This is a genomic window from Microbacterium sp. (assembly GCF_043427715.1).
GTDB lineage: Bacteria > Actinomycetota > Actinomycetes > Actinomycetales > Microbacteriaceae > Microbacterium.
Genome location: NZ_JBHWTD010000043.1, coordinates 1 through 25,194, shown reverse-complemented (window position 1 = coordinate 25,194; position 25,194 = coordinate 1). Strand labels below are relative to the sequence as shown.

The window sequence follows — 25,194 nt, the reverse complement described above, 5'->3', positions numbered from 1 at the left end:
CTGTCTGCGCCTGGTGTCCCTCGTTCCGTTCGACGTGCCGCCGGGGCTCGACACCGGCGCCATCCGCCTCGCCGGCAGCGAGCACGCGCACAAGGTGCTGGCCGTGGCCGCCGAGCGGCTGCCGGACGGTCTCGGCGCCGTCGTCGAGGAGGCCCCCGGCGAGACGGTGGAGGACGCCGTCGCCGGGCTCTCCTGGCTCCCCGGTGAGGTCGTGCTCGTCGGCTCCAGCCGGCTGGCGCAGCCGCGCCGACTCTTCCTGGGCTCCACGGCGGCGAAGATGCTGCACGAGCTGCCCGTCCCCATGATCGTCGTCCCGCGTACCCGCGATGAAGCAGGAGACCGCTGATGAGCAGCACCAACCGGGCGACGGAGCCCGCATCCGGCGTCACGACCGGAATCTCGACGAAGGGCCTGAGCGCCGGCACCGTCGGTCTGATCGGCGCCGTCGTGATCGGCATCTCGTGCATCGCCCCCGCCTACACCTTCACGGCCGCCGTCGGCCCCACCGCATCCGAGGTCGGCGCGCAGATCCCGGCGATCATCCTCGTCGGCTTCATCCCGATGCTCCTCGTGGCCTTCGGCTACCGCGAGCTCAACAACCGCATGCCCGACGCGGGCACGTCCTTCACGTGGGCCGCGCGCGCCTTCGGCCCCTGGGTGGGGTGGATGGCCGGGTGGGGTCTCGTCGTCGCGACGATCCTCGTGCTCTCGAACCTCGCCGGCGTCGCGGTCGAATTCCTCTTCCTCCTCATCTCGCAGATCACCGGAGATGCGGCCATCGCCGACCTCGCGTTCGAGGTGTGGATCAACATCGCGGTGTGCCTGCTGTTCATGCTCGGCGCGACCTACATCTCCTACCGCGACATGCAGACGACGCAGAAGCTGCAGTACGTCCTGGTGACCTTCCAGCTCGCGGTGCTCGTGCTGTTCTCGGTCGTCGCGATCGCGCAGGCCGTCGGCGGCGGCGGCTTCGACTATCAGCCGTTCGACATCGCCTGGTTCAACCCGTTCGCGATCGAATCCTTCAGCGCCCTGGCCGCCGGCCTGTCGCTGTCGATCTTCATCTTCTGGGGATGGGACGTCACCCTCACCATGAACGAGGAGACCAAGGACCCCGAGAAGACCCCGGGCCGCGCGGCCACCGTCACCGTCCTCACGATCGTCTCGCTCTACCTGCTGCTCTCGGTCGCCATGATCATGTTCGCCGGTGTCGGCACGGGCGAGCTGGGTCTCGGCAACGAAGAGATCCAGGCGAACGTGTTCTTCTTCCTGTCCGACCCGGTGCTCGGCCCGCTCGCCTTCCTCGTGTCGCTCGCGGTGCTCACCAGTTCCGCGTCGTCGCTGCAGTCGACCTTCGTCGGCCCGGCACGCACTCTCCTCGCAATGGGGCACTACGGCGCGCTGCCGCCCGCGTTCGCGAAGGTCAGCCCGCGCTTCTTCACCCCCGGCTACGCCACCGTGGTCTCGGCGATCGTGGCATCCGCCTTCTACGCCGTCATGCGCGTGGTCAGCGAGAACACCCTGTGGGACACGATCCTCACGCTCGGCATGATGATCTGCTTCTACTACGGCATCACCGCGTTCGCGTGCGTCTGGTACTTCCGTCGCCAGTGGTTCGACTCGGTGCGGAACGTGTTCTTCACCTTCCTGTTCCCGCTCATCGGTGGCATCATCCTGGCGATCCTGTTCGTCACGACCCTCATCGACTCGATGGACCCGGCCTACGGTTCGGGCGCGAACGTCGGCGGAGTGGGGATCGTCTTCGTCCTCGGCATCCTGATCATCGTCGTCGGCATCGGCGTCATGATCTGGCAGTCGATCAAGCGGCCCGCGTTCTTCCGCGGCGAGACCCTGACCACCGACGCACCCCCCAGCGCGCGGACCCTCCGCGCAGAAAGCGAGACTCAGCGATGACTTCCCGCGAGCAGGAACTCCTCGGCCGCGTCCCCACACAGCTCTTCATCGGCGGACAGTGGACGGATGCCGAAGGCTCCCGCACCCTGGTCGTGCGCGACCCTGCGACCGGTGACGTCATCCGCGAGATCGCGGACGCGTCGCCCGCAGACGGCATCCGCGCCCTCGACGCCGCTGTCGCCGCGCAGGAGGCCTGGGCCGCCACCGCTCCCCGCGAGCGCAGCGACATCCTGCGCCGGGCGTTCGACCTCGTGCAGGCGCACAAGGAGGACCTCGCGCTGCTGATGACCCTCGAGATGGGCAAGCCGCTCGCCGAGGCGCGCGGGGAGGTCGTCTACGGCGGCGAGTTCCTGCGCTGGTTCAGCGAGGAGGCGGTGCGGATCTCGGGTCGGTACGGGCTGAACCCCGAGGGCACCGGACGCATGGTCATCTCGCAGCGCCCCGTCGGCCCGTCGTTCTTCATCACGCCGTGGAACTTCCCGTTCGCGATGGCGACCCGCAAGATCGCGCCCGCGCTCGCCGCCGGGTGCACCGTCGTGATCAAGCCCCCCGAGCTCACGCCGCTGACGACCCTCTTCTTCACGACGCTGCTGGTGGAGGCGGGCCTGCCCTCCGGTGTCGTCAACGTCGTCACGACCTCGTCGTCGAGCTCGGTATCGGGGCCGATCATCTCCGACCCGCGCCTGCGGAAGCTCTCATTCACCGGCTCCACCGGCGTCGGGCAGAAGCTCATCTCGCAGGCCGCCGAGGGTGTGCTGCGCGTTTCGATGGAACTCGGCGGCAACGCCCCGTTCGTGGTGTTCGAGGACGCCGACCTCGACAAGGCGGTCGAAGGAGCGCTGCTGGCGAAGTTCCGCAACATCGGCCAGGCCTGCACCGCCGCGAACCGCTTCATCGTGCACGAGTCGGTCGCCGCCGAGTTCGGCCGCCGCATCGCCGAGAAGGTCGGCGCCATGAAGGTCGGCCGCGGCACCGAGGAGGGCGTCCAGATCGGACCCCTCATCGACGACCGCGCCGTCGCGAAGGCGCAGGAGCTGGTGACGGATGCCGTGGAGCGCGGCGCGACCGTGCTCGTCGGCGGCCAGGCCCTCGACGGCCCCGGCACGTTCTACGAGCCCACCGTCGTCGACGGTGTCGTCCCCGGCAGTGCGATCCTCCGCGAGGAGATCTTCGGCCCCGTGCTGGCGATCACCACCTTCACGGACGAGGCCGAGGCCGTGCGCCTGGCCAACGACACCGAGTACGGTCTGGTCTCCTACGTCTTCACGCAGGACCTCGCCCGCGGCCACCGGATGATCGACCAGCTCGAGACCGGCATGATGGGGCTGAACGTCGGTGTCGTCTCGAACGCCGCCGCACCCTTCGGCGGCGTCAAGCAGTCCGGCGTGGGCCGCGAGGGCGGCCTCGAAGGAATCAACGAGTACCTCAGCGTCAAGTACACCCTGATCCCCGCCTGAGCGGGGGAGATCGGAGCACCATGAGCGACTACACCGTCGTCAACCCCGCCACCGGGGAGACCCTCGCGACCTACCCGACCGCGACCGATGCCGAGGTGCAGGAGGCCATCACCGCCGCCGACGCCGCCGCCAAGGGGTGGGGGCGCACCTCCACCCCCGCCGAGCGCGCCGCGCTGCTGCGCCGCGTCGCCGAGCTGCACCGGGAGCGTCGCGACGAGCTCGCCGCGATCATCGTGCGCGAGATGGGCAAGCAGATCGACGGCGCCCTGGGTGAGGTCGACTTCGCGGCCGACATCACCGAGTACTACGCCGATCACATCGAGGAGATCACCGCCGACGCGCCGGTCCCCATCGACGGCGAGGGCACCGCGGTGATCCGCAAGGCTCCGCTGGGGGCGCTGCTGGGCATCATGCCGTGGAACTTCCCGTACTACCAGGTCGCCCGCTTCGCCGCGCCGAACCTGGCGATCGGCAACACGATCCTGCTCAAGCACGCGCCGCAGTGCCCCGAGTCGTCCGCTGCGATCGAGACGCTGTACCGCGATGCGGGCTTCCCCGAGGGTGCGTACACGAACGTGTACCTCACCAACGACCAGGCCGCCGACGTGATCGCCGACCCTCGCATCCACGGCGCCTCGGTGACCGGTTCCGAGCGCGCCGGCGCGGCGGTCGCCGAGATCGCCGGCCGCAACCTCAAGAAGGTCGCGCTCGAGCTCGGCGGGTCCGACCCGTTCATCGTGCTGTCGGCGGACGACCTCGACGCGGTCGCGCAGTCGGCCGTCGACGCGCGCCTCGACAACACGGGCCAGTCCTGCAACGGTGCGAAGCGCTTCATCATCGTCGACGACCTGTACGACGAGTTCGTCGAGCTGTTCGTCGCGAAGATGTCGGCCGCGACCGTGGGAGACCCGCTGAGCAGCGACACCGTCCTCGGCCCGCTGTCGTCGGTGGCGGCGGCGGAGCGCCTCGAGGAGCAGATCAAGGGCGCCGTGGCGCAGGGCGCCACGGTCGCGACCGGCGGCACCCGCGACGGGGCGTTCTTCACCCCGACGGTCCTCACGGGTGTCACGAAGGACATGGACGTGTACCGCGAGGAGCTCTTCGGCCCCGCCGGTGTGGTCTACCGCGTGGCCGACGAGGACGAGGCGGTCGCCCTGGCCAACGACACGCCCTTCGGGCTCGGGTCGTACGTCTTCACGACGGATGACGCGCAGGCGGCGCGCGTGGCCGACCGCATCGAAGCCGGCATGGTCTACGTGAACCTCGTCCTCGCCGACGAGCCGGGCCTGCCCTTCGGCGGCATCAAGCGCAGCGGCACCGGCCGCGAGCTGGGCCTGCTGGCCGCCGACGAGTTCGTCAACAAGAAGCTCGTCCGCATCGGCTGACCGCGTCGAGAAACCACTCCGGCGCGAGAAATCACCGTGGGGATGGTTTCTCGCGCCGACAGGGGCTTCTCGCGCCGCCCGGCGAGCGTCGCAACCGGGGGCGGTTCGCGCCGCCCCCGGCCATGACGTACACTGGACGACGCAGTAGTCTGCATTCTTTCGCCATGCCCAAGGGTTCACGGAAGATGCGGATTCCCGGGTCGAAAGACCTTAGGGCGGTAGCTCAATTGGCAGAGCAGCGGTCTCCAAAACCGCAGGTTGCAGGTTCGATTCCTGTCCGCCCTGCGTGTCAGCGTCAGCTGACTCGAACCGAGCAACAGGTGGGTTGAATGGTCCAGGATGAGCCGAACGGCGAGGTCGTCGCAGCAAGCGGCGCCACCCGTGAGAAGAAGCTCAACTTCTTCCAGCGGATCGCCCTCTTCATCCGTCAGGTGTTCGCGGAGCTCAAGAAGGTCGTCACCCCGACGCGTCAGGAGCTCCTCAAGTTCACCGGCGTCGTCCTGGCGTTCGTCGTCGTGGTGATGGCGTTCGTGTATGGTCTCGACCTCCTGTTCACCTGGATCGTCGACATCGTCTTCGGCATCCCGGCGTAACGGGCCCGCACCGTTCGCCTGGACGACAGGCGGCGTTGAACCCGGACCCCAATCCCTGAGGGAAGTGAATCAAGTGTCTGAAAGATATGTCGACGACGCCGACTGGTCGACCGCGGCCGAGCAGTCCAGCGAGGACGACGAGGCGCAGGAAGGCAACGTCCTGGCTGACCAGGAGCGTTCCGCCGAGGCTCCCGAGCACGCTGCGCTGCACATCGAGGACGCTGACGTCGATGTCGAGGACATGCCCACCGATGAGGAGGACGTCGTGATCGAGGACCCCGAAGCCGACGCCGTCGTCAACGACGCGCTCGAGATCGACGAGGCCTCCGAGGCCGAGGCCGCCGCCGAGGTGCTCACCGAGTCGCTCGCCGACGAACAGGCCGAGCGCGCCGCCGACGCAGCCGATGAGGTCACCCCCTACGACGGTCCCGAACTCGGCGACGACGAGGGCGCGGCATCCGACGACCCGTACGAGGCCTTCCGCCAGGAGCTCCGCTCGCTCGAGGGCAAGTGGTACGTCATCCACTCCTACGCCGGCTTCGAGCGCAAGGTGAAGGCCAACATCGAGCAGCGCAAGTCCACGCTCGAGGTCGAGGACGACATCTACCAGGTCGAGGTCCCCATGGAGGACGTCGTCGAGATCAAGAACGGCCAGCGCAAGATGGTCACGCGCGTCCGGATCCCCGGCTACGTGCTCGTTCGCATGGAGCTCAACGAGGACACCTGGTCGGTCGTCCGCCACACCCCGGGTGTGACCGGCTTCGTGGGCAACGCCCACAACCCGACGCCGCTGCGGTTCGAGGAGGCCTTCAACATGCTGAAGTCGCTCGTCGAAGTCAAGGAGACCGCGCCCGCCAAGGCTGGCGCCGCGAAGGGCTCCGCAACCCAGGCACGCGCCGTCGTCACCGAGGTCGACTTCGAGATCGGCGAGACCATCACGATCAAGGAGGGCTCGTTCGCCGGGCTCCCCGGATCGATCTCCGAGATCAAGCCGGAGAGCGGCAAGCTCACCGTCCTCGTCTCGCTCTTCGAGCGTGAGACCCCCGTCGAGCTCAGCTTCGACCAGGTCACAAAGCAGTAGCAGGCACAGTGCAGTAAGAGGCACGACGAAGGCCCCGCTCCGGCGGGGCCTTCGCCATTCGCCGGAGGATGCCGCGATGCGGTAGACTTGTGTGGTTTGTGTGCCGCTTCTGCGCGCACGGAAACGGACACCGCTACCCGGAACCGCCGGGACCGCGGGAGAACGGGGCATCCACCCCGCTCGTGAAAGGAAGAGGAATGGCACCGAAGAAGAAGGTGACCGGCCTGATCAAGCTTCAGATCAACGCCGGTGCAGCCAACCCGGCGCCGCCGATCGGCCCCGCGCTCGGTCAGCATGGCGTCAACATCATGGAGTTCTGCAAGGCGTACAACGCCGCGACCGAGTCGCAGCGCGGCAACGTCATCCCCGTGGAGATCACCGTCTACGAGGACCGCAGCTTCACGTTCATCCTGAAGACCCCGCCTGCCGCCGAGCTGATCAAGAAGGCTGCCGGCGTCGCCAAGGGCTCGTCGACCCCGCACACCACGAAGGTCGCCAAGCTGACCAAGGAGCAGGTCCGTCAGATCGCTGAGACGAAGATGCCCGACCTGAACGCGAACGACATCGAGGCCGCCTCGCTGATCATCGCCGGCACCGCCCGCTCCATGGGCATCACGGTCGAGGGCTGAGGGGAACATCATGGCTAAGTCCAAGGTTTACGAAGCAGCTGCGGCGAAGATCGACCGCGACACGTTCTACACCTCCGCCGAGGCAGTCGCCCTCGCGAAGGAGACCGGCTCGAAGAAGTTCGACTCGACCGTCGAGGTCGCGCTGAAGCTTGCCGTCGACCCGCGCAAGGCGGACCAGATGGTCCGCGGCACGGTCATCCTGCCCCACGGCACCGGCAAGACCGCTCGCGTCATCGTGTTCGCGACCGGCCCCGCCGCCGAAGCCGCTCTCGCGGCCGGCGCAGATGAGGTCGGCGGCGCCGAGCTCATCGAGAAGGTCGCCGCGGGCTACACCGCGTTCGACTCGGCCGTCTCGACGCCCGAGCTCATGGGCCAGGTCGGTCGTCTCGGTAAGGTCCTCGGACCCCGCGGCCTCATGCCGAACCCCAAGACCGGCACCGTGACCCCCAACCCGGCCAAGGCCGTCGAGGAGATCAAGGGCGGAAAGATCGAGTTCCGCGTCGACAAGCACGCGAACGTCCACTTCGTCGTCGGCAAGGCGTCGTTCTCGGCTGAGCAGCTCAACGAGAACTTCACCGCCGCTGTCGAGGAGATCGTCCGTCTGAAGCCGTCGAGCTCGAAGGGCCGTTACATCCAGAAGGGCGCCATCTCGACCACGTTCGGTCCCGGCATCCCGCTGGACGTCAACGCTCTCGTCTGAGTCGCGCACTGACAGCAAGGGGCTCCACCTTCGGGTGGGGCCCCTTCGTCATCCCCGGGATCCCCAAGCCGGGTACCGTCGGACCATGACCCGTAGCCTGACCGACCTCCTCGGCATCGAGGTGCCCATCGTCCTGGGACCGTTCGGCGGGCTCTCGTCCGTCGCGCTGACCGCGGCGGTCAGCGATGGGGGCGGCCTCGGATCCTTCGGGCTCTACGGGTACGACGCGACGCGCATCCGCGAGACCGTGGACCTGCTGCGTGCGGCGACAGCCCGCCCCTTCGCGCTGAACCTGTGGCTGCCGACGGGCGACGAGGTGACGCCCGCCGAAGCCGACATCGTGCCCACGCGCGACGCGCTCGCGTCGCTGTTCCGCGCGGCGGGCGTCGAGCCGCCCGAACCGCCCTCCCGATTCCTGCCGCCCCTGGAGGAGCAGCTCGATGCCGTGTGGGATGCCGCGCCCGCCGCGCTCAGCGTGGTGTTCGGCGTGCCGCCGGTCGATGTCGTCGACGAGGCGCATCGGCGCGGCATCCGGGTGATCGGCACCGCGACGTCCGTCGCGGAGGCCGTAGCGCTGGCGGACGGCGGTGTCGACGCGATCGTTGCCAGTGGCAGCGAGGCGGCCGGGCACCGGGTCACTTTCCGAGCGCGCCCCGAGGACTCGCTCGTGGGGACCTTCGCCCTGGTGCCGCAGGTCGTCGATGCGGTCGACGTGCCCGTCATTGCGGCCGGGGGAGTGGCCGACCGTCGGGGTGTGGCGGCCGCGCTCGCTCTGGGCGCGCAAGGCGTACAGGTGGGCACCGCCTTCCTGCGCACGCGGCAGTCGGCCGCGTCGGACGGTCACCGTGAGGCGATCAGCCGCGCGCGCGACACCGACACCGTGCTGACGCGGGCGATGAGCGGCCGACTGGCCCGCGGCATCCCGAATCGGGCGATCCGCGAGATCGAGGCGCTCGGTGCGATCGCCCCGTTCCCCGCACAGAACTGGCTCACCGGGGTGTTCCGCGCCGCGGCCGGCGGTGACCCCGACCTCTCGTCGCTGTGGGCAGGGCAGGCGGCCGCACTTGCCGTGCACGACGATGCCGCCGCCGTCCTCACCGAGCTCATCGCCGGCCTGCCGCGCTGAGCCGTCGCAGTCTCGCTCGAAACAGTCGGACACACCGGGAAGAACCCGGCGAGCTGCGTGTTGTACTAGGGGGTCGCTCGGCCACACGCCGCCCGCGACCCGCACCACGCCCCTTACCAAGGAGACTCATGTCCCGTCGCCCCGCCGCTCTCGGCGCCCTCGTCCTGACCGCCGCTCTCGCCCTCACCGGCTGCGCCGCCGGCACCTCTGAACCGGATGCCGCGGGCGGAGACGACCTGGGCCTGGTCAAGGCCGGCACGCTCACCGTGGCGACCGAGGGCACCTATCGTCCGTTCACCTTCCACGACGAGACCGGCGAACTGGTCGGCTTCGACGTCGAGATCATCGAGGCCGTCGCCGAGAAGCTCGACCTCGAGATCGAGTTCGCCGAGACGCAGTGGGACGGCATCTTCGCCGGTCTCGACGCCGGCCGTTTCGACGTCATCGCCAACCAGGTCTCGATCAACCCCGAGCGCGAGGAGAAGTACCTCTTCAGCGAGGCGTACACCGTCTCGCCCAGCGTCGTGGTGGTCAAGGAGGACGACGACTCGATCTCGAGCTTCGACGACCTCGACGGCAAGAAGACCGCTCAGTCGCTGACGAGCAACTTCTACGAGCTCGCCGAGGAGGCCGGCGCCGACGTGACCCCGATCGAGGGCTGGGCGCAGGCCGTCGAGCTGCTGCGCCAGGACCGCGTCGACGCGACCGTCAACGACAAGCTCACCTTCCTCGACTACGAGAAGACCAATGGCCCGACCGGCCTGAAGATCGCCGCCGAGACGGACCCCGCCCGCAGCGCCATCGCCGCGACGAAGGACAAGACCGCTCTCATCGAGGCGATCGACGGCGCACTCGCCGAGCTGCGCGAAGATGGAACCCTCGCCGAGATCAGCGAGAAGTACTTCGGAGCCGACGTCACCGAGTGACACCGGCCCCCGCGGGCTCGGCGCAGCGTGACCGCACGCGCGCCGAGCCCGTTCCCCGTTCAGCGAAAGGATGCCGGTGGACGCCGAGACGTGGCAACTGATCGTCACCTCCTTCTGGCCCATGCTCAGCGCCGGGCTCGCTGTGACGATGCCGCTCGCGCTGGTCTCGTTCGCGATCGGCCTGTTCCTCGCGGTCGCCGCCGCGTTGATGCGGATCTCGGGCAGCCGCGTGCTGTCGGGCATCGCCCGCGTGTACATCTCGGCCATCCGCGGCACGCCGCTGCTGGTCCAGATCTTCATCGTCTTCTACGGGCTCCCGCAGGTGGGCGTGCGCATCGAGGAATTCCCCGCGGCGATCATCGCGCTGTCGCTGAACGTGGGCGGCTACGCGGCCGAGGTGATCCGCGCCGCGATCCTGTCGGTCCCGAAGGGACAGTGGGAGGCGGCGTTCACCGTCGGCCTGTCGCGGGCGACCGCCCTTCGCCGCATCATCCTGCCGCAGGCGGCACGGGTCTCCGTCCCGCCGCTGTCGAACACCTTCATCTCCCTCGTGAAGGACACCTCGCTGGTCGCGACGATCACCGTCACCGAGCTCTTCCGCGTCGCGCAGAACATCGCCGCGTTCAGCTACGAATTCATGATCATCTACATCGAGGCGGCCGTCATCTACTGGCTGTTCTGCCTGGTCCTCTCGATCGGCCAGGATCGCATCGAACGGAGGCTCGATCGCCGTGTTGCCCACTGACGCACCTCTTCTCGAGGTCACCGGCCTCACCAAGTCCTTCGGCGCGAATCGCGTCCTCGACGGCGTCGACTTCGCCGTCCCCGCCGGGTCGGTCACGTGCCTCATCGGGCCCAGCGGTTCCGGCAAGACCACCGTGCTCCGCTGTCTCAACGGCCTCGAGACCCCGGATGCCGGTGTCGTGGCGTTCGCGGACGGTCAGCGTCACGACTTCTCGGCGCCCGCGGCATCCGCTCGGGCCGCCAAAGCCGACCGCGGGGCACTGCGCGACCGCTCGGCGATGGTCTTCCAGCACCACAACCTCTTCCCGCACCTGACGGTGCTGCAGAACGTGATCGAGGGGCCGGTGCACGCGCGCGGCATCGCGAAGGAGACCGCGATCGCCGAGGCCGAGCGGCTGCTCGAACGGGTCGGGCTCGCCGAGAAGCGCGACGCCCTGCCGCACGAGCTGTCCGGTGGTCAGCAGCAGCGCGTCGGCATCGTCCGCGCCCTCGCGCTGCGGCCCGACCTGCTGCTGTTCGACGAGCCGACCAGTGCGCTGGACCCGGAACTCGTGGGGGAGGTGCTTCTCGTCCTGAAGGAGCTCGCTGATGAGGGCTGGACAATGGTGATCGTCACGCACGAACTCGGGTTCGCCCGTCAGGTCGCCGACCAGGTGGTCTTCTTCGACGAGGGTGTCGTCGTCGAGCGCGGGCACCCCACCGAGATCTTCGCGGCGCCTCGCAGCGAGCGCACGCGCCGCTTCCTCGACCGTCTGCTGCGACCGCTCGAGGAGTGAGGTCGCCGCGCGCCGATCGGACGGTCAGGCCCCGCCGATGCTGAGGACGAGCTTTCCCCGCGAATGCCCGCGCTCCAGCTCACGATGGGCCTGCGCCGCCTCCGACAGGTCGAATACCTGGTCGATGTAGACCTGGATCGCGCCCGACTCGAGGAGCCGAGCGAGGGTGGCGAGGACCGCGCCGTCGGGGACGACCTTGTACGTCGTCGCTCGGACTCCTGCGGCCGCGGCCGCGGCGGCATAGTCGGGCCAGGCGCCGGTGGGCACCATGATGTAGAGCCCTCCGGGCCGCAGGACATCGAGCGAGCGGGTGCCGGTGTCGTCGTGGGTGTTGCCGATGAGGTCGATCACGACGTCCATCTCTCCGACGACGTCCTCGAACCTCGTCGTCGCGTAGTCGACGACGACCGAGGCGCCGAGCTCGCGGAGCCAGGGAAGGTTCCGCTCGGAGCCCGTCGCGGTGACGTGTGCGCCGAAGTACGCCGCCAGCTGCACCGCGAAATGGCCCACGCCGCCAGAGCCGGCGTGAATGAGCACCCTCTGGCCCTCGTGCGCGTGCGCGGTCTCGACGACGAGCCCCCAGGCCGTCAGGGCAGCCAGCGGGACGCCCGCCGCCTCGACGTGCGACAGCGCCGCGGGTTTGCGCGCGACCGACAGGGTCGGCACCACGACGTACTCCGCGTACGAACCGCCCGATCGCGGGAAGGGGACCATCCCGAAGACCTGCTCGCCGGGCTGCAGCGGATGCGCCTCGAACGGACTCTTCACGACCACGCCGCTGAAGTCGAAGCCCAGCGTCGTCGGGTACGAGGGGATCGCGCCGGTCACGCCGCGTCCGCCGCGGGTCTTCGCGTCGATGGGGTTCATCCCCGCCGCGACCACCCGCACGAGCAGCTCGCTCATGGCCGGCTGCGGCACCGGCATCCGCTCTTCCCGGAGGGCATCGGCGGGACCGGGTCCGTCGTACACGACGGCACGCATAGAGCTGGGCGGCGCCGCGACGTCGACCTTCTCGGGAGAGGCGGATGCTGCGGATCGCAACGGCCGGAATCGCATCGGTCGCTCCTGTTCCTTGCGCCGGTCGACGTCGGCCGCGCAGATGCTCGGTGTGCGCACCAGTCAACCGCGGAATTGTCTCCAGGGTGTTACACCGGTGCTACCAGAGGGAGAATCCCCGCTCACGCGGTCGGGTCGGTCCCGTGCGAGAGGGCGTGCAGCAGCCGCGAGAGGTTCTGGATGTCGGAGATCTTCCAGTCCTCGAGGGCGCTCGCCAACGCGTGCTCACGCGGTGCGCGCGCCGCGGCGAGGCGCTCACGCCCCGTCGTCGTGGCGGACAGCAGGCTCGAGCGCTTATCGGTGGGATCGGCTGTGCGCTCCACGAGCCCGAGCTCCTCCAGCTCCCGCACGGTGCGGCTCATCTGCCCCTTATCGGCCATCAGCGTCTCGGCCAGCGACGAGAGGGTGATGCCGTCGTGGCGGGCGATGGTGGTGAACACCTTGTATGCCCCTGGCAGCATCCCCGGGCTGACCCGCTCGGCGTTCTCCATGATCGCCTTGCGGAAGATCGCGATGAGGCTCGAAAACTCGTCCTCGAGCCCCCTCACCGCGGCCATCCGATCCGCGTCGACAGGCTCAGTCACGGTCGTCCATCGTACGGTGCGACGTAGCCTCGACGACGCGGACCGAGCCGGTCGCCGTCACGGCATCCATGCCCTCGGGGACCGAGACGGTCGCCAGATCCGCCTCGGACGCGTGACGCCGCTCGGCCGTCGTCATCCGGCTCAGGGGGGCGTTGGGCAGGAACACGATCGCGATGATACTGATGACGGCGAAGGGCACGGCGATGAGGAACGCCGATGAGATGCCCTGCGCGTAGATGTCCTCGACGATCACGCGCAGCGACTCGGGCATGGTCGAGACCTGCGGAAGCGTGCCGGACTGCAGCTGCTCGGCCCACGTCTGACCCTCCGCCCCCATCCCGGCGAGGACGGCGCCGATCCGCTCCCGCGAGTCGGTGAAAAGGTCGGTGACGCGCGTGGCGAGGGCGGCGCCCATCACCGAGACGCCGACGGTGCCGCCGAGGCTTCGGAAGAAGGTCACGCCCGAGCTCGCGACGCCGATCTCGCTCGGCTTCGCCGTGTTCTGCACGGCCAAAACGAGGTTCTGCATGGTCATGCCGACGCCCGCACCCAGCAGGAACATGTAGACGGAGACGAGGAAGAAATCGGTGTCGTAGTGGATCGTCGACAGGAGCACCGCCCCGGCGGTCAGCAGGATGCTTCCCACGATGAGGTAGGGCTTCCAGTGGCCGAATCGCGTGATCAGCGCACCGACGCCGACGGATGCCAGCAGAAGGCCCGCGATCATGGGGATCGTCATCAGGCCCGCCTCCGTAGGCGTCGCACCCCGAGCCATCTGCATGTACTGGCCGAGGAAGACCGACGCGCCGAACATCGCGATGCCGGTGGCGATGGAGGCGATGACCGACAGCGTGAAGGTCCGGTCGCGGAAGAGCGTCAGTGGGACGAGCGGCTCGGCGGAGCGGAACTCCACGACCACGAAGAGGATGGCCGCCACGATGGCGCCGCCGACCATGAGCATCGTCTCCACACCCCACCAGTCGAAGCTCGACCCGGCGCTGGTCACCCAGATGAGCAGGAGCGACACGGCCGTCGAGAGGAGGACGATGCCCAGGTAGTCGATCCGCACCTTCTTCTCGCTGCGGGTCGAGTGGGGGAGGGTCCGCTGCACCATGATCAACGCCGCGACGGCGATGGGGAGGGACACGAAGAAGTTCCAGCGCCATCCGAAGGCGTCCGTGATGACGCCGCCGAGGAGCGGGCCGCCGACGGTGGCGACGGCCATGACGGCACCGAACAGCCCCATGTAGCGGCCGCGTTCGCGCGGGCTGATGATGTCGGCCATGAGCACCTGGCTGAGGGCGGCGAGTCCGCCCGCGCCGAGGCCCTGCGCGGCGCGGAAGGCGATCAGGGTGCCGGGGTCCTGCGCGAAGCCGGCCGCGGCGGTGGCGAGTACGAAGATGACCAGGGCGATCTGGTAGAGCACCTTCCGGTTGACCAGGTCGGCAAGCTTGCCCCAGATGGGCGTCGAAATCGCCGTGGTGAGCAGGGTGGCCGTGACGACCCAGGTGAAGGCGCTCTGATCGCCTTCGAGGTCGTGGATGATGACGGGCAGCGAGGTCGAGACGACCGTCGAGGCGATCATCGACACGAACATGCCGAGGAGGAGTCCGGAGAGGGCGGCGAGGACACGCCGGGGGGCGGCCTGGGGGGTGGAGGTGGTCATGCGGCTCCTGCAAGTGGTTGACTGAAGTCAAAAGTTGAGATGAGTCAACTATAGGTGATGTTTGACGAGAGTCAACCTTTCTCGGCGGTTCCTGGCGCGCGACAGCGCCCGGCCGTGCGCGCGGCCGGAGGGGTGCGCCGATCAGTCGGCGAGGGCGAGCGCGCGGAAGATGTCGCGCTCGCGGAGCTGATCGCGCTTGCTCGCGGGAGGCGCCTGCTCGCGCACCGGAGGGGTGAGTCCGGTCGTGCGGTGGTACAGCTCGTCGATGAGGGCCGTGGCCAAGCGCACGAGGGACCGGATCTCGGTCTCGTCCCGCTCGATCCACGCGCACCGCGGCTCGTCGCGGAGCGGCACGAAGTCCTGGTGCTCCTCCCACACGACGAGGGTGCGCTCCGCCCCGAGCACGTGCTGCTGCCACCAGACCTGACGCAGGTACGTGCGGGGAATGGTGCGCCACGACTTGTTGGTGGTCTTGATCTCGGCGAGCACGACCCGCCCCGACGCGTCCACCATGATCCCGTCGGGCGTCGCGAGATGGCGCTTCTCGATCTCTGCGTGGAAGAGCGCAGACGACGGGCGGATGCCGTGGGTCGCGGCCACCCAGGCGGCGATCTCCGGTTCACGACGGCGGCCGTGGTCCGTGTAGGCGTTTCCGCTGAAACCCGACCCGTTGAGCTTGGCCTCCGCGGCGCGCGCGATCGACTTCTCGCTCGTGAGTCCGGCGACGTCCGTCGCGGTGATCCCGCGGGACCGCGCGCGCATCCACGCCACCCGATCGCGGCTGTCCGCGACGATGCGGGCGGCGAGTTCGGGGGTCACCCGAAAAGCCTACGTCGCACGTCCCGCATCGGGATCCAGGACCCGCCGAGCTGCGGCATCCCTCGCTTGCCCGCCGCGCTGCGCGCGAGAGCGTGCTTCCGTGCCGAGAGCGTCGCGTTTTGCGTGGCATCCCGTGTCGCTTTCGAACCGAAGGCGCGCTCTCGCGCTTCCTCCCCTCCTCGTTCCCCGCGCGATGTCCCCACCGATGAAGAAGGGGGAACGCGGGAGGGGAGAGCCGCAGGCACGCTCGGGAGATGCACGATCTCGACATCATCGCCGCCACAGGCGTCCTGCGACGGCGCGACGACCTTCTGCTCGCGGGGTTCACGAGGCGCGACGTCGACCAGACTCTCCGTGAAGGCGCCCTGGTTAGGGTGCGCCGCGGCTGGTACTGCGACGGTCCGCTGTGGCGGGACCTCTGGCCCGAATCCCAGCACCGTGTTCACATCGCGGCCGTCGCAGCGGATGCCGCGGCGCCACCGATCTTCTCCCTCACCTCGGCGGCGGCCCTTCATGGTCTGCCGCTCCACCGCCTCCGGGTGGAGCGAGTGCATACCCTCGAACCGGCTGCCGGGAGGCACAGCGGCTCGGCCATCGGGAGGCATCGGAGCGCGCTCGCCGACGCCGATGTCGTGGCCGTCGGCGGGCACCTCTGCACGAGTCTCGAGCGCACGGTCCATGACCTCCTCTGCGTCGCCGGCCTTGAGGTCGCGGTCGCTGCCGCCGATGCCGCCCTCCGGAGCATCGCCGGTCCGCCGCGCCGGTACGACGAAGCGCTCGCCGAGGGGTTCCGTGACGCAGTAGGCGAGCGGATCAAGGCGAACGCCGGCGGACGGGGCGTCCGCGCCGCGCGCGACCTCGTCACGCTGATCGACGGCCGATCGGAGCTTCCCCTGGAATCGGTGACGAAGCTGCAGCTGCGACGTCTGGGTTTCAGTCAGCCCGGCCTGCAGGTCGAGGTGCCGTCTCCCGGAGGCTCCTTCTGGATGGACCTCGAGATCCCTGGCGCCGGTGCGTTCATCGAATGCGATGGGCAGGGAAAGTACGTGGATGCCGCGCTCACCGCCGGCCGGCCGCTCGATGGCATCCTCCTCGCCGAGAAGCACCGCGAGGACTGGGTGCGAGGGGTCACCGACAAGCGCGTGCTGCGCTGCGCGAGCGCCGATGTCGCCACCCCCGACGCGCTGGCCGCCCGCCTGCGCGCCTTCCGCATCGCCCTTCCCACGACGCGAAAGCGTCTCTTCTTGCCGAGACGGCCCCTTCTGGCCGGTCAATAACCAGCGCTCTCGGTAACAACAAGCGCTCTCGCGGGTGGTGTGGCGGCGGGCGGCCACGCGGCCACAGCGCGCCCCCGGACCCACCCGGATTTGGCGGGGGTGGGGCGGGCGGCGTATGCTTGGGACCAAGCCAAAGACCGTCGGTCATCGGCGTGCGCGAGCACATCGATCGAAGCTCTGCAGTGCAGGGGCCCACGCAGGTGTACGAACTTCCGGGAATCCGGGCCGAAGCTCCGTGCGCTTGCGTCGGAGCTTTTCTCATTGCGGGGGACTGTCACGGCCGACGCCCCGCCTCCGCGGAGCGTCTCGTACACATCAAGGAGTGACCATGGCGCAGAAGGATGCATCGGTCGCCGAGCTCACGAAGAACTTCGAGAACTCGAACGCCGTACTGCTGACCGAGTACCGCGGTCTGACGGTTGCACAGCTCAAGCAGCTGCGCAGCAGCATCCGTCAGGACGCGAACTACGCCGTGGTGAAGAACACGCTGACCAAGATCGCCGCGAACAACGCGGGGATCACGGCGCTGGACGAGGACCTCAAGGGTCCCTCGGCCGTCGCATTCGTGCACGGCGACTTCGTCGCCACCGCGAAGGCCCTGCGTGACTTCGCCAAGGCCAACCCGCTTCTGGTGATCAAGGGCGGCATCTTCGAGGGCAACGCCCTCACTGCCGACGAGGTCAACAAGTACGCCTCGCTCGAGAGCCGTGAGGTTCTGCTGGCGAAGGCTGCGGGCATGATGAAGGCGACGATGGGCAAGGCTGCGGCCACCATCGACGCGCTTCGCGAAAAGCTGGAGACCGCTGACGCCGCGTAAGCGAGCAGCGTCCTCACCCCCACAAACCCCCATCTATCTAGGAGATACATCATGGCGAAGCTTTCCACCGAGGAGCTGCTCGAGCAGTTCGCCGGCCTCACCCTCGTCGAGCTCAGCGAGTTCGTGAAGGCGTTCGAGGAGAAGTTCGAGGTCACCGCTGCCGCCCCCGTCGCCGTTGCCGGCGCTGCTGGTGGTGCTGGTGCCGCTGAGGCCGAGGAGGAGAAGGACTCCTTCGACGTCATCCTCGAGGCTGCCGGCGACAAGAAGATCCAGGTCATCAAGGTCGTCCGCGAGCTCACCTCGCTCGGCCTCGGCGAGGCCAAGGCTGTCGTCGACGGCGCTCCCAAGGCCGTCCTCGAGGGCGCGAACAAGGAGACCGCAGACAAGGCCAAGGAGTCCCTCGAGGCTGCTGGCGCGACGGTCACCGTCAAGTAAGGCGAATCCCTTCGTCGAAAGGCCTCGGATGCTCCGGCATCCGGGGCCTTTCGTCATGCCCGGGATGCCGCATCCCCCGCATCCGCGTCCGCGCACGGTGTCGGCGCTCAGCGCTCCGGCGACAGCCCGCCGTCCATCGCCCCGGCAGAGTGACGCCCCGCCACCGGCGCGGTCGAGCCGCGCACGACCAGACGCGGCTTCACGCTCAGCGCGACCGGCTCCGCGTCCGGGTCTTCGAGGTGGCGCATCAGCAGTTCGACGGCGGCGCGTCCGTGCTCGTGCGGCACCTGACGCAGCGTCGTGAGCGAGAACATCTCCGCATGGACGTGGTCGTCGATGCCCACCACGCTCAGCGCGGAGGGGACCAGGATGCCGAGCCGCCGCGCGGCGATGATCGCACCGATCGCGACCTCGTCGCACGCCGCGACGATGCCGGTGGGGCGGACGGTAGGGTCGCCGAGCAGGTCGACGGCGGCCGCGTAGCCCGCGGGCATGGAGAGCTCGGCCGGGACGCGCATCAGCGCGTCGCCGAGGCCCGCCCGCGTCATCTCGGCCTCGTACCCGGCGTAGCGAGCGACCTCCACGTGAGGCCAGTGCGTGCCGGGACTCCCACCGAGGAATGCGATCCGGCGGTGCCCGAGGGAGACCAGGTGGGCGGTCGCCAGCACCGCCGCGTGCTCATCGTCGAGGGTCACGACGCTCGTGCGGCGCTGCGTGCCGATGACGCTCACGACCGGCTTCCCGAGCGCGATGAGCCGCTCGAGCTCGCTCTCGGCGGGCTCGAGCCCCACGGCGATGAGTCCGTCGAAGCGTTTGCGGGCGAGGAACTCCTCGAAGACGAGTCGCCGAGTGGCGCTGCCGGGGGTCGCGTCGTACAGCGTGAGATCGAGTCCCCGCTCGAGCAGGGCGACCTGGATGCCCTCGAGGACCTCGGCGAAGAACCAGCGGTTCACGTGCGGCATGACGACGCCGATGTTGCGGGTGCGTCCGGTCGCCAGGCTGACCGCGCTCGTCGACGGCACGTAGCCGAGCTCGACGGCGGCCGCGCGCACACGTTCGCGGGTGCTGGCCGACACCGAGCCGCTCCCGCTGAGCGCACGGCTCGCCGTGGCCTTGGAGACGCCGGCCTGCGCGGCGACGTCGGAGATGCCCACCATGTGACGCACGTTCCTCTCTGAACGCGTGGAGACCACCGTGAGCGGATGCCGAATGGAACCGGTTGTGGGCGGCGTGGCATCCGCTTCGATATCGGATTGATCACGGAGAGCGGACCCTCCGTGATTCTGATTGTGTCATACGTCGGATTTCCCCTACGGTGTGTTGGAAGCGGTTCCAGAGTGTTGTCACCCGACGACCCGGAATCCGGTTCCTGTACCACTCAACGAGGAGGATCACATGAAGCATGTGCGACGGGGCCGCGCCGGCCTCGCCATCGCGACACTGGGAGTCGCAGCACTCGCACTGGCCGCGTGCAGCAACGGCGGAGGCGGCGAGGCCGCACCCGAACCGGGCGACGCGGACTGCGCCGACTACGAGGCGTACGGCACCCACGAGGGCGAGACCGTCGAGGTCTACACGACCATCCAGGGCGTCGAGCTCGACGACATGGTCACCACCTTCGACGCTTTCTCGTCCTGCACCGGCATCCAGGTCGATGTCGTCGGCACCCAGGAGGCGGAGACGCAGATCAACGTGCGCGCCGCCGCCGGTGACGCGCCCGAGCTGATGATCATCCCGCAGCCGGGCCTCCTGCAGCGCCTGGTCGCCGACGGCTACGTGCTGCCGGCCGCGTCGAGCGTCGAGGACAACGTCGACGAGTTCTGGTCGGAGTCCTGGAAGGGCTACGGCTCCGTCGACGGCACCTTCTACTCCGCGCCGCTCATGGCGAGCGTGAAGGGCTGGATCTGGTACTCGCCGACCGAGTTCGCCGACAAGGGCATCGAAGTCCCCGAGACGTGGGACGAGCTCATGGACATCACCGAGCAGCTCGCCTCGGAGAGCGACTCGCAGACCTACAAGCCGTGGTGTGTCGGCTTCGGCTCCGGTGACGCCACCGGCTGGCCGGGAACCGACTGGGTGGAGGACCTCGTCCTGCGCATGGCCGGACCCGAGGCGTACAACCAGTGGGTCGCCGGTGAGCTGAAGTTCGCCGACCCCGAGATCCGCCAGGCGTTCGACGCCGTCGGCGAGATCCTCCTCAACGAGGACTACGTCAACGGTGGCTTCGGCGGTGTCGAATCGATCGTCTCGACCACGTTCAACGACGGTGGTCTGCCGATCCTCGACGGCAACTGCTCGATGCACCACCAGGCATCGTTCTACGAGGCGCAGTGGCCCGAGGGCACCACGGTCGCACCCGATGGCGACATCTGGGCGTTCCTGACCCCGAAGACCGACGCCGCTGCCGGCGACGCCGTCACCGGTGGTGGCGAGTTCGTGGCGAAGTTCGTCGAGGGCGAGGCGGTCGACGCCGTCCAGACCTTCATGTCGAGCGACACCTGGGCGAACCTGCGCGTCGAGCTCGGTGGCGTGATCAGCGCCAACAAGGGTCTCGACCCGGAGCTGGCCGGCAGCGAGCTCGGTCGCGCCGCGATCGAGATCCTGCAGGCGGAGGACACGGTCTTCGCGTTCGACGGCTCCGACCTCATGCCCGCCGCTGTCGGCACCAGCTCGTTCTGGACCGGCATGAACGACTGGGTGGTCGGCACGATCGACACCGACGAGCTCGTCGAGTACATCGACAGCACGTACCCGTAAGACACACAGCACGCTGACCTCGGCGGGTGTCCGGTTCTCCGGGCACCCGCCGAGGCGGCACTGCGGACACCACGAAAGGGAAGTGCCAATGCCGGTCCTGCTCGCGTCGGAGGTGAACGACCATGCGCGTTGACTTCTGGGTCGACCTCTGGGAGAAGCTCGGGGTCCTCGTCATCGGTCTGGCCGCGTTCGCCGCGGTCGTCGGTCTCGTCCTGTTCCTCGCCGACCGTGCCCCCAAGAAGGGGCGCGACATCATCCAACTCCTCGTCTTCCTGCTGCCGGCGCTCGTGCTCCTGGCCGTAGGTCTTGTCTACCCCGCCATCCGAACGGGGTATCTCGCGTTCACCAACCGCACCGGCGAGTTCATCGGGCTCGAGAACTTCGTGTGGATGTTCACGCAGCCCGACATCCTCGTCACCCTCGGCAACACCCTGCTGTGGACGGTCCTCGTTCCGACCATCTCCACGGTCGTGGGCCTCGCCTACGCCGTGTTCATCGACAAGTCGGCGGGGGAGAAGGTCCTCAAGTCCCTCGTCTTCCTGCCGATGGCGATCTCGTTCGTCGGCGCCGGCATCATCTGGCGGTTCGTGTACGAGTACCGTGCCGAGGGCTTCGAGCAGATCGGCATCCTGAACCAGATCGTCGTCTGGCTGGGAGGCGAGCCGCAGCAGTGGCTCATCAACTCGCCGATGAACAACATCTTCCTCATCATCGTGATGATCTGGATCCAGACCGGTTTCGCCATGGTGCTGCTGTCCGCGGCCATCAAGGCGGTGCCCGTCGAGCACCTCGAGGCGGCACGCCTGGACGGTGCGAACGCGTGGCAGCAGTTCACCAACGTGACGGTGCCCTCGATCCGCGGCACCCTCGTCGTGGTCGTCACGACGATCACGATCGCGACGCTGAAGGTGTTCGACATCGTCCGCGCCATGACCGGCGGCAACTTCAACACCTCCGTCATCGCGAACGAGATGTACACGCAGGCGTTCAACCGCGGCGAGTTCGGCAAGGGCTCGGCCCTCGCGCTCGTCCTGTTCGTGATGGTCCTGCCGATCGTGATCTACAACATCCGCGTGATGCGCAAGCAGAAGGAGGTGCGGTGATGAGCGTGGCACCCACCACGGCCCCGGCCACCGACCCTCGCAATGATGCGATGACGGAGCCGAGCAAGACCCGTCGTGTCAAGCAGCGGCTCACTTCGCGGTGGGCGACCGCCGCAGCCCTGGTCATCGCGATCATCTGGACGATCCCGACCTTCGGTCTGCTGGTGAGCTCGTTCCGCCCCGCCGACGACATCCGCTCGTCGGGCTGGTGGAACATCTTCACGAGCCCGAACTTCACCCTCGAGAACTACGCCGAGGTGCTGTTCGTCTCGGGAGCCTCCAGCGCGAACCTCGGTTCGTACTTCGTGAACTCGCTGGTGATCGCGATCCCGTCGGCACTGTTCCCGATCGCGATCGGTGCGATGGCGGCCTACGCCCTCGCGTGGATCCGGTTCCGCGGGGCGTCGGTGCTGTTCATCGTCATCTTCGCGCTGCAGATCGTGCCGCTGCAGATGGCGCTGATCCCGCTGCTGCAGATCTTCTCTCAGAACCTCGGCATCAGCGGCACCTTCCCTGCGGTCTGGATCGCGCACACGATCTTCGGCCTGCCGCTGGTGACGTTCCTCCTCCACAACTTCATCTCGGAGATCCCGGGAGAGGTCATCGAGGCGGCGCGCGTCGACGGCGCGGGGCACACGCAGATCTTCCTGCGCATCATCCTGCCGCTGTCGGTTCCGGCGCTCGCGAGCATCGCCATCTTCCAGTTCCTGTGGGTGTGGAACGACCTGCTCGTGGCGCTCGTGTTCTCCGGTGGCACGATCGACGTCGCACCGCTCACGCAGCGCCTGGCCGAGATGGTCGGCAACTTCGGTCGCAACACGCACCTGCTCCCGGCGGGCGCGTTCATCTCGCTCATCGTGCCGCTGATCGTGTTCTTCGGTCTGCAGCGGTACTTCGTGCGAGGCCTGCTGGCAGGTTCGACGAAGGGCTGATCGACCGAGAACGACAGAGGCGGATGCCGGTGGGGAACCGGCATCCGCCTCTTGTTGTCATGCGGGCTCAGCCTTCGCAGCCGAAGCGCTCTTGCATCGCGGTCATCGCCTCGATCTCGAAGATCTGCCCCTTCTTCATGTTCCCGGCGACGGTCAGGGTGCGCTCGTCGGAGCCGAGTTCGAGCACCGCGTCGACCATGGGGATCGCGCCCTCGTGGTGGCGGATCATCAGCTCGAGGAACTGGCAGCTCGCCTCGGTGCCGGTCGCGGCGCGCAGAGAGGCGAGTTCCTCCTCGGATGCCATGCCCATGGCCTCGCGCATCTGCTCGTCGGTCATCGTCTCATCGTCCGTGGCGGTCGCCCCGCCGTGGTCGTGGCCGCCGGTCTCGGCGCCGTTCATCCACGTCATCGGCTCGCCGTACTGCGGGAGCCCCCACTGCACGAGCCAGCCGAACATCTCTCCGCGCTGGGCGGACTGGCCGGTGGCGATGTCGTAGGCGAGCGCCTGCAGCTGCTCATCGTCGGTCTTCGCGTACATGGTCATCGCCATGTCGATGGCCTGCGAGTGGTGTACCTGCATGTCGCGGGCGAAGCCGGCTTCGGCGGAGGCGTCACCGGGGGTGGCCGGGACGTTGCCGAAGGTCGAGAAGCGACCGATGGCAAAGGCGACGCCGGTTATCGCGAGCCCGACGAGGAGCACCACCCACCACGGCGGGAGGGTGCGCGCGGTCTCGTCGCCCTGCGCCGACGTCACTGCTTGCCGGGGCCCTCGACGGCGCCCGAGCACGATGCCCCCGGCTCGGGGCCGTTCACGTTGCGCCAGTAGGCCTCGAGGAATTCGCCGATCCGCTCGTCGTCGGCCGAGTCGACCTTCAGCTGGGCGTCCCACGCGCTGAGCGCGATGGGGGTGTCCATGTCCTCGTAGGGGGAGAGGATCGTGTACGTCGAGGGCAGCTGAGCCTTCAGCGCCGACACCTCGGAGTCGTCGACCTGTGCGGGGTCGTAGGTGACCCACACGGCGCCGTGCTCGAGGGAGTGGACGGCGTGGATGTTCGGGACCGGCTCGCTGTACACGCCGCAGTTCAGCCACGCGGCGTTGTGGTCGCCGCCGGCGGGCGGGGTCTGCTCGTAGTCGACATCACCCTCGACGTGTGTCGCGGAGTGCTCGAAGGTCTCGATGCCCGCGATCGCCGATCCGTCGCCGTCGCCGGCTTCCATGCGGACGGGCTTCGGTGTGAGGACGACCGACACCACGACGAGGGCGATCACGACGATCGCAGCAGCGGCGCCGACGATCCACCAGGTGAGCTTCGTGCGGCGGCGCTTGGCGAGCTGACGCTGGTACTCCGCGAGCTTCTGTTGCTTCTGCTGCTCGCGCTGCTGCTTGACGGTGAGGTTGATCTCGGCCTGCTTGGCGGGGTTGCCGCTCTGACGATTGCCGGACGGAGGATTCGGGGTCATCTGCTGATCTCGTTCTCGGGTGGGCGGCGCTTGCGCGCGGTCCAGACGATTCTATGCGCGGGCATGTGAGTCCGGCCTGGGAAGAGCCGGAACGGGTGCCACACGTCGCGGCATCCGGCAAGGGGTTCATGTGAGACGGGCGCGGCGCCGATGATGTGACCATGAGAAGACCAGCGGGCGACCACGAGATCAGCATCGGACTTCGGATGGCGATCATCGGGGTTCCGCTGCTGCTCGTCGTGATCGTGATCGGCATCGGCGTGGCGACGACCGAATCCGACCTCATCGATCTCGACGGCTGGTGGAACTCCTATGTCACCGGTTTCCTCCCCGGCTTCCGCGACCTGTCGTTCTTCATGAACACGGTGGGAGCGGGCGTCGTCGGCACGTACATCGTGCCGCTGGTCGCTGCGGCGCTCCTGCTGCTGGTCGCACGCAGGCCGTGGGGTGCGGCGTTCTTCCTCGCGGCATCCATCGTCGGCGCGCTCACGGTGCAGCTGCTCAAGGGCATCTTCTCGCGGGTGCGTCCGGAGGAGATGCTGGTGATCTCCGATCACGGGTCGTACCCGTCGGGCCACACCGCCAACGCCGCCGTCATCGCGACCGTGGCGGTCATCCTGTTCCCGCGCGTGTGGGTGGCGCTGGCGGGTCTCGCGTGGACGGGGCTGATGGCGTTCAGCCGCACACAGGTGCACGCGCACTGGCTCAGCGACACCATGGGCGGGATTATCGTCGGCATCGCGACGACGCTCATCGTCGCGGCCGTCATGACGGTGCCGCTGACCCGCGAACGGGAGAAGCGCCGCTCGCTAGGCTGAGCGACATGACCGCGCCCGATGATGTCGCAGCCGCCGAACTCGCCCGCCTCGAAGCGGAGGCCGCCGCGGCGGAAGCCGCACTGAAACTCGCACAGGCGCAAGCCGCTCTCGCCGCGGCTCGCGCGGCGGCCGCGCGGG

General features: G+C 68.5%; 26 protein-coding genes and 1 tRNA gene. 20 read left to right on the top strand and 7 right to left on the bottom strand.

The genetic code is table 11. The features are described from left to right. The 13 genes from ACHFGS_RS04760 to ACHFGS_RS04700 all read left to right on the top strand — a co-directional run. Positions 1-346: universal stress protein (locus ACHFGS_RS04760; protein ID WP_394289221.1), on the top strand; the 346-nt coding region annotated here is incomplete at its 5' end. Next, complete coding sequence (locus tag ACHFGS_RS04755; protein ID WP_394278668.1) at positions 346-1,914, top strand: APC family permease; 1,569 nt, start codon at positions 346-348, stop codon at positions 1,912-1,914. The genes ACHFGS_RS04760 and ACHFGS_RS04755, both read left to right, overlap by 1 nt. Continuing rightward, entirely contained in the window at positions 1,911-3,371 is a 1,461-nt protein-coding gene (locus ACHFGS_RS04750) for an NAD-dependent succinate-semialdehyde dehydrogenase (RefSeq protein WP_394278669.1), read from the top strand. The genes ACHFGS_RS04755 and ACHFGS_RS04750 overlap by 4 nt, the downstream gene beginning before the upstream one ends. A 20-nt stretch (positions 3,372-3,391) precedes the next feature. Next, positions 3,392-4,756, top strand: coding sequence for an NAD-dependent succinate-semialdehyde dehydrogenase (locus tag ACHFGS_RS04745; RefSeq protein WP_394278670.1), 1,365 nt, complete (start codon positions 3,392-3,394; stop codon positions 4,754-4,756). 212 nt (positions 4,757-4,968) lie between these two features. Beyond that, a tRNA-Trp gene (locus ACHFGS_RS04740) sits at positions 4,969-5,041 on the top strand. A 44-nt stretch (positions 5,042-5,085) separates the two neighbouring features. Next, on the top strand, positions 5,086-5,349 hold the full coding sequence (gene secE, locus ACHFGS_RS04735) for a preprotein translocase subunit SecE (protein ID WP_394289220.1): 264 nt from the start codon (positions 5,086-5,088) through the stop codon (positions 5,347-5,349). Between the two features lie 73 nt (positions 5,350-5,422). Continuing rightward, positions 5,423-6,430: a transcription termination/antitermination protein NusG gene (gene nusG / locus ACHFGS_RS04730; protein ID WP_394278672.1), complete on the top strand. Its 1,008-nt coding sequence runs from the start codon at positions 5,423-5,425 to the stop codon at positions 6,428-6,430. 197 nt (positions 6,431-6,627) lie between these two features. Then, a complete protein-coding gene (gene rplK / locus ACHFGS_RS04725; protein WP_394278673.1) occupies positions 6,628-7,059 on the top strand; it encodes a 50S ribosomal protein L11 in 432 nt (143 codons plus the stop codon). Between the two features lie 10 nt (positions 7,060-7,069). Beyond that, positions 7,070-7,759: a 50S ribosomal protein L1 gene (rplA, locus tag ACHFGS_RS04720; RefSeq protein ID WP_394289219.1), complete on the top strand. Its 690-nt coding sequence runs from the start codon at positions 7,070-7,072 to the stop codon at positions 7,757-7,759. Between the two features lie 85 nt (positions 7,760-7,844). Beyond that, positions 7,845-8,885 carry an NAD(P)H-dependent flavin oxidoreductase gene (locus ACHFGS_RS04715; RefSeq protein ID WP_394289218.1) on the top strand — a complete coding sequence of 347 codons (1,041 nt, stop codon included), beginning with the start codon at positions 7,845-7,847 and terminating at the stop codon, positions 8,883-8,885. 128 nt (positions 8,886-9,013) lie between these two features. Further along, entirely contained in the window at positions 9,014-9,811 is a 798-nt protein-coding gene (locus tag ACHFGS_RS04710; RefSeq protein ID WP_394289217.1) for a transporter substrate-binding domain-containing protein, read from the top strand. A gap of 121 nt (positions 9,812-9,932) precedes the next feature. Beyond that, a complete protein-coding gene (locus ACHFGS_RS04705; RefSeq protein ID WP_394289222.1) occupies positions 9,933-10,556 on the top strand; it encodes an amino acid ABC transporter permease in 624 nt (207 codons plus the stop codon). Further along, the gene (locus ACHFGS_RS04700; RefSeq protein ID WP_394289216.1) at positions 10,543-11,331 is read left to right on the top strand and encodes an amino acid ABC transporter ATP-binding protein; all 789 of its coding nucleotides are present in this window, start codon (positions 10,543-10,545) and stop codon (positions 11,329-11,331) included. Before ACHFGS_RS04705 ends, ACHFGS_RS04700 begins: the two co-directional genes overlap by 14 nt. A gap of 24 nt (positions 11,332-11,355) precedes the next feature. On the opposite strand, the gene ACHFGS_RS04695 is transcribed toward ACHFGS_RS04700, so the two are convergent. The 4 genes from ACHFGS_RS04695 to ACHFGS_RS04680 all read right to left on the bottom strand — a co-directional run bounded on the left by ACHFGS_RS04695 (position 11,356) and on the right by ACHFGS_RS04680 (position 15,456). Further along, positions 11,356-12,387 carry an NADP-dependent oxidoreductase gene (locus tag ACHFGS_RS04695; protein ID WP_394289215.1) on the bottom strand — a complete coding sequence of 344 codons (1,032 nt, stop codon included), beginning with the start codon at positions 12,385-12,387 and terminating at the stop codon, positions 11,356-11,358. 122 nt (positions 12,388-12,509) lie between these two features. Next, entirely contained in the window at positions 12,510-12,971 is a 462-nt protein-coding gene (locus tag ACHFGS_RS04690; RefSeq protein WP_394279986.1) for a MarR family winged helix-turn-helix transcriptional regulator, read from the bottom strand. Next, positions 12,964-14,637, bottom strand: a complete 1,674-nt coding sequence (locus ACHFGS_RS04685; protein ID WP_394279985.1) for an MDR family MFS transporter — start codon at positions 14,635-14,637, stop codon at positions 12,964-12,966. The genes ACHFGS_RS04690 and ACHFGS_RS04685 overlap by 8 nt, the downstream gene beginning before the upstream one ends. A 141-nt stretch (positions 14,638-14,778) precedes the next feature. After that, positions 14,779-15,456, bottom strand: coding sequence for a YqaJ viral recombinase family protein (locus ACHFGS_RS04680; RefSeq protein WP_394279984.1), 678 nt, complete (start codon positions 15,454-15,456; stop codon positions 14,779-14,781). Positions 15,457-15,710: 254 nt separating this feature from the next. Here ACHFGS_RS04680 and ACHFGS_RS04675 point away from each other — a divergent pair, with 254 nt between their 5' ends. From ACHFGS_RS04675 to rplL, 3 genes are all read left to right on the top strand, one after another. Beyond that, on the top strand, positions 15,711-16,733 hold the full coding sequence (locus ACHFGS_RS04675) for a hypothetical protein (protein ID WP_394279983.1): 1,023 nt from the start codon (positions 15,711-15,713) through the stop codon (positions 16,731-16,733). A gap of 328 nt (positions 16,734-17,061) precedes the next feature. Next, complete coding sequence (rplJ, locus tag ACHFGS_RS04670; RefSeq protein WP_394280391.1) at positions 17,062-17,550, top strand: 50S ribosomal protein L10; 489 nt, start codon at positions 17,062-17,064, stop codon at positions 17,548-17,550. Between the two features lie 51 nt (positions 17,551-17,601). After that, positions 17,602-17,985, top strand: coding sequence for a 50S ribosomal protein L7/L12 (gene rplL / locus ACHFGS_RS04665; protein ID WP_394280392.1), 384 nt, complete (start codon positions 17,602-17,604; stop codon positions 17,983-17,985). Positions 17,986-18,092: 107 nt separating this feature from the next. On the opposite strand, the gene ACHFGS_RS04660 is transcribed toward rplL, so the two are convergent. Next, on the bottom strand, positions 18,093-19,142 hold the full coding sequence (locus ACHFGS_RS04660) for a LacI family DNA-binding transcriptional regulator (RefSeq protein WP_394280393.1): 1,050 nt from the start codon (positions 19,140-19,142) through the stop codon (positions 18,093-18,095). 238 nt (positions 19,143-19,380) lie between these two features. On the opposite strand from ACHFGS_RS04660, the gene ACHFGS_RS04655 reads away from it, so the two are divergent. From ACHFGS_RS04655 to ACHFGS_RS04645, 3 genes are all read left to right on the top strand, one after another. Beyond that, the gene (locus ACHFGS_RS04655) at positions 19,381-20,742 is read left to right on the top strand and encodes an ABC transporter substrate-binding protein (protein WP_394280394.1); all 1,362 of its coding nucleotides are present in this window, start codon (positions 19,381-19,383) and stop codon (positions 20,740-20,742) included. A 122-nt stretch (positions 20,743-20,864) separates the two neighbouring features. Next, positions 20,865-21,845 (top strand): carbohydrate ABC transporter permease, encoded by a 981-nt coding sequence (locus tag ACHFGS_RS04650; RefSeq protein WP_394280395.1) that lies wholly within the window; start codon positions 20,865-20,867, stop codon positions 21,843-21,845. Continuing rightward, positions 21,845-22,777, top strand: a complete 933-nt coding sequence (locus tag ACHFGS_RS04645) for a carbohydrate ABC transporter permease (RefSeq protein ID WP_394280396.1) — start codon at positions 21,845-21,847, stop codon at positions 22,775-22,777. The genes ACHFGS_RS04650 and ACHFGS_RS04645 overlap by 1 nt, the downstream gene beginning before the upstream one ends. A gap of 67 nt (positions 22,778-22,844) precedes the next feature. Here ACHFGS_RS04645 and ACHFGS_RS04640 read toward each other — a convergent pair whose 3' ends face one another. Together ACHFGS_RS04640 and ACHFGS_RS04635 are read right to left on the bottom strand one after the other, a co-directional pair. After that, positions 22,845-23,531: a DUF305 domain-containing protein gene (locus ACHFGS_RS04640; protein WP_394280397.1), complete on the bottom strand. Its 687-nt coding sequence runs from the start codon at positions 23,529-23,531 to the stop codon at positions 22,845-22,847. After that, entirely contained in the window at positions 23,528-24,238 is a 711-nt protein-coding gene (locus ACHFGS_RS04635) for a DUF3105 domain-containing protein (protein ID WP_394280398.1), read from the bottom strand. The genes ACHFGS_RS04640 and ACHFGS_RS04635 overlap by 4 nt, the downstream gene beginning before the upstream one ends. Positions 24,239-24,399: 161 nt before the next feature. Here ACHFGS_RS04635 and ACHFGS_RS04630 point away from each other — a divergent pair, with 161 nt between their 5' ends. Beyond that, positions 24,400-25,056 carry a phosphatase PAP2 family protein gene (locus ACHFGS_RS04630; RefSeq protein WP_394280399.1) on the top strand — a complete coding sequence of 219 codons (657 nt, stop codon included), beginning with the start codon at positions 24,400-24,402 and terminating at the stop codon, positions 25,054-25,056. Positions 25,057-25,194 lie beyond the last annotated feature (138 nt).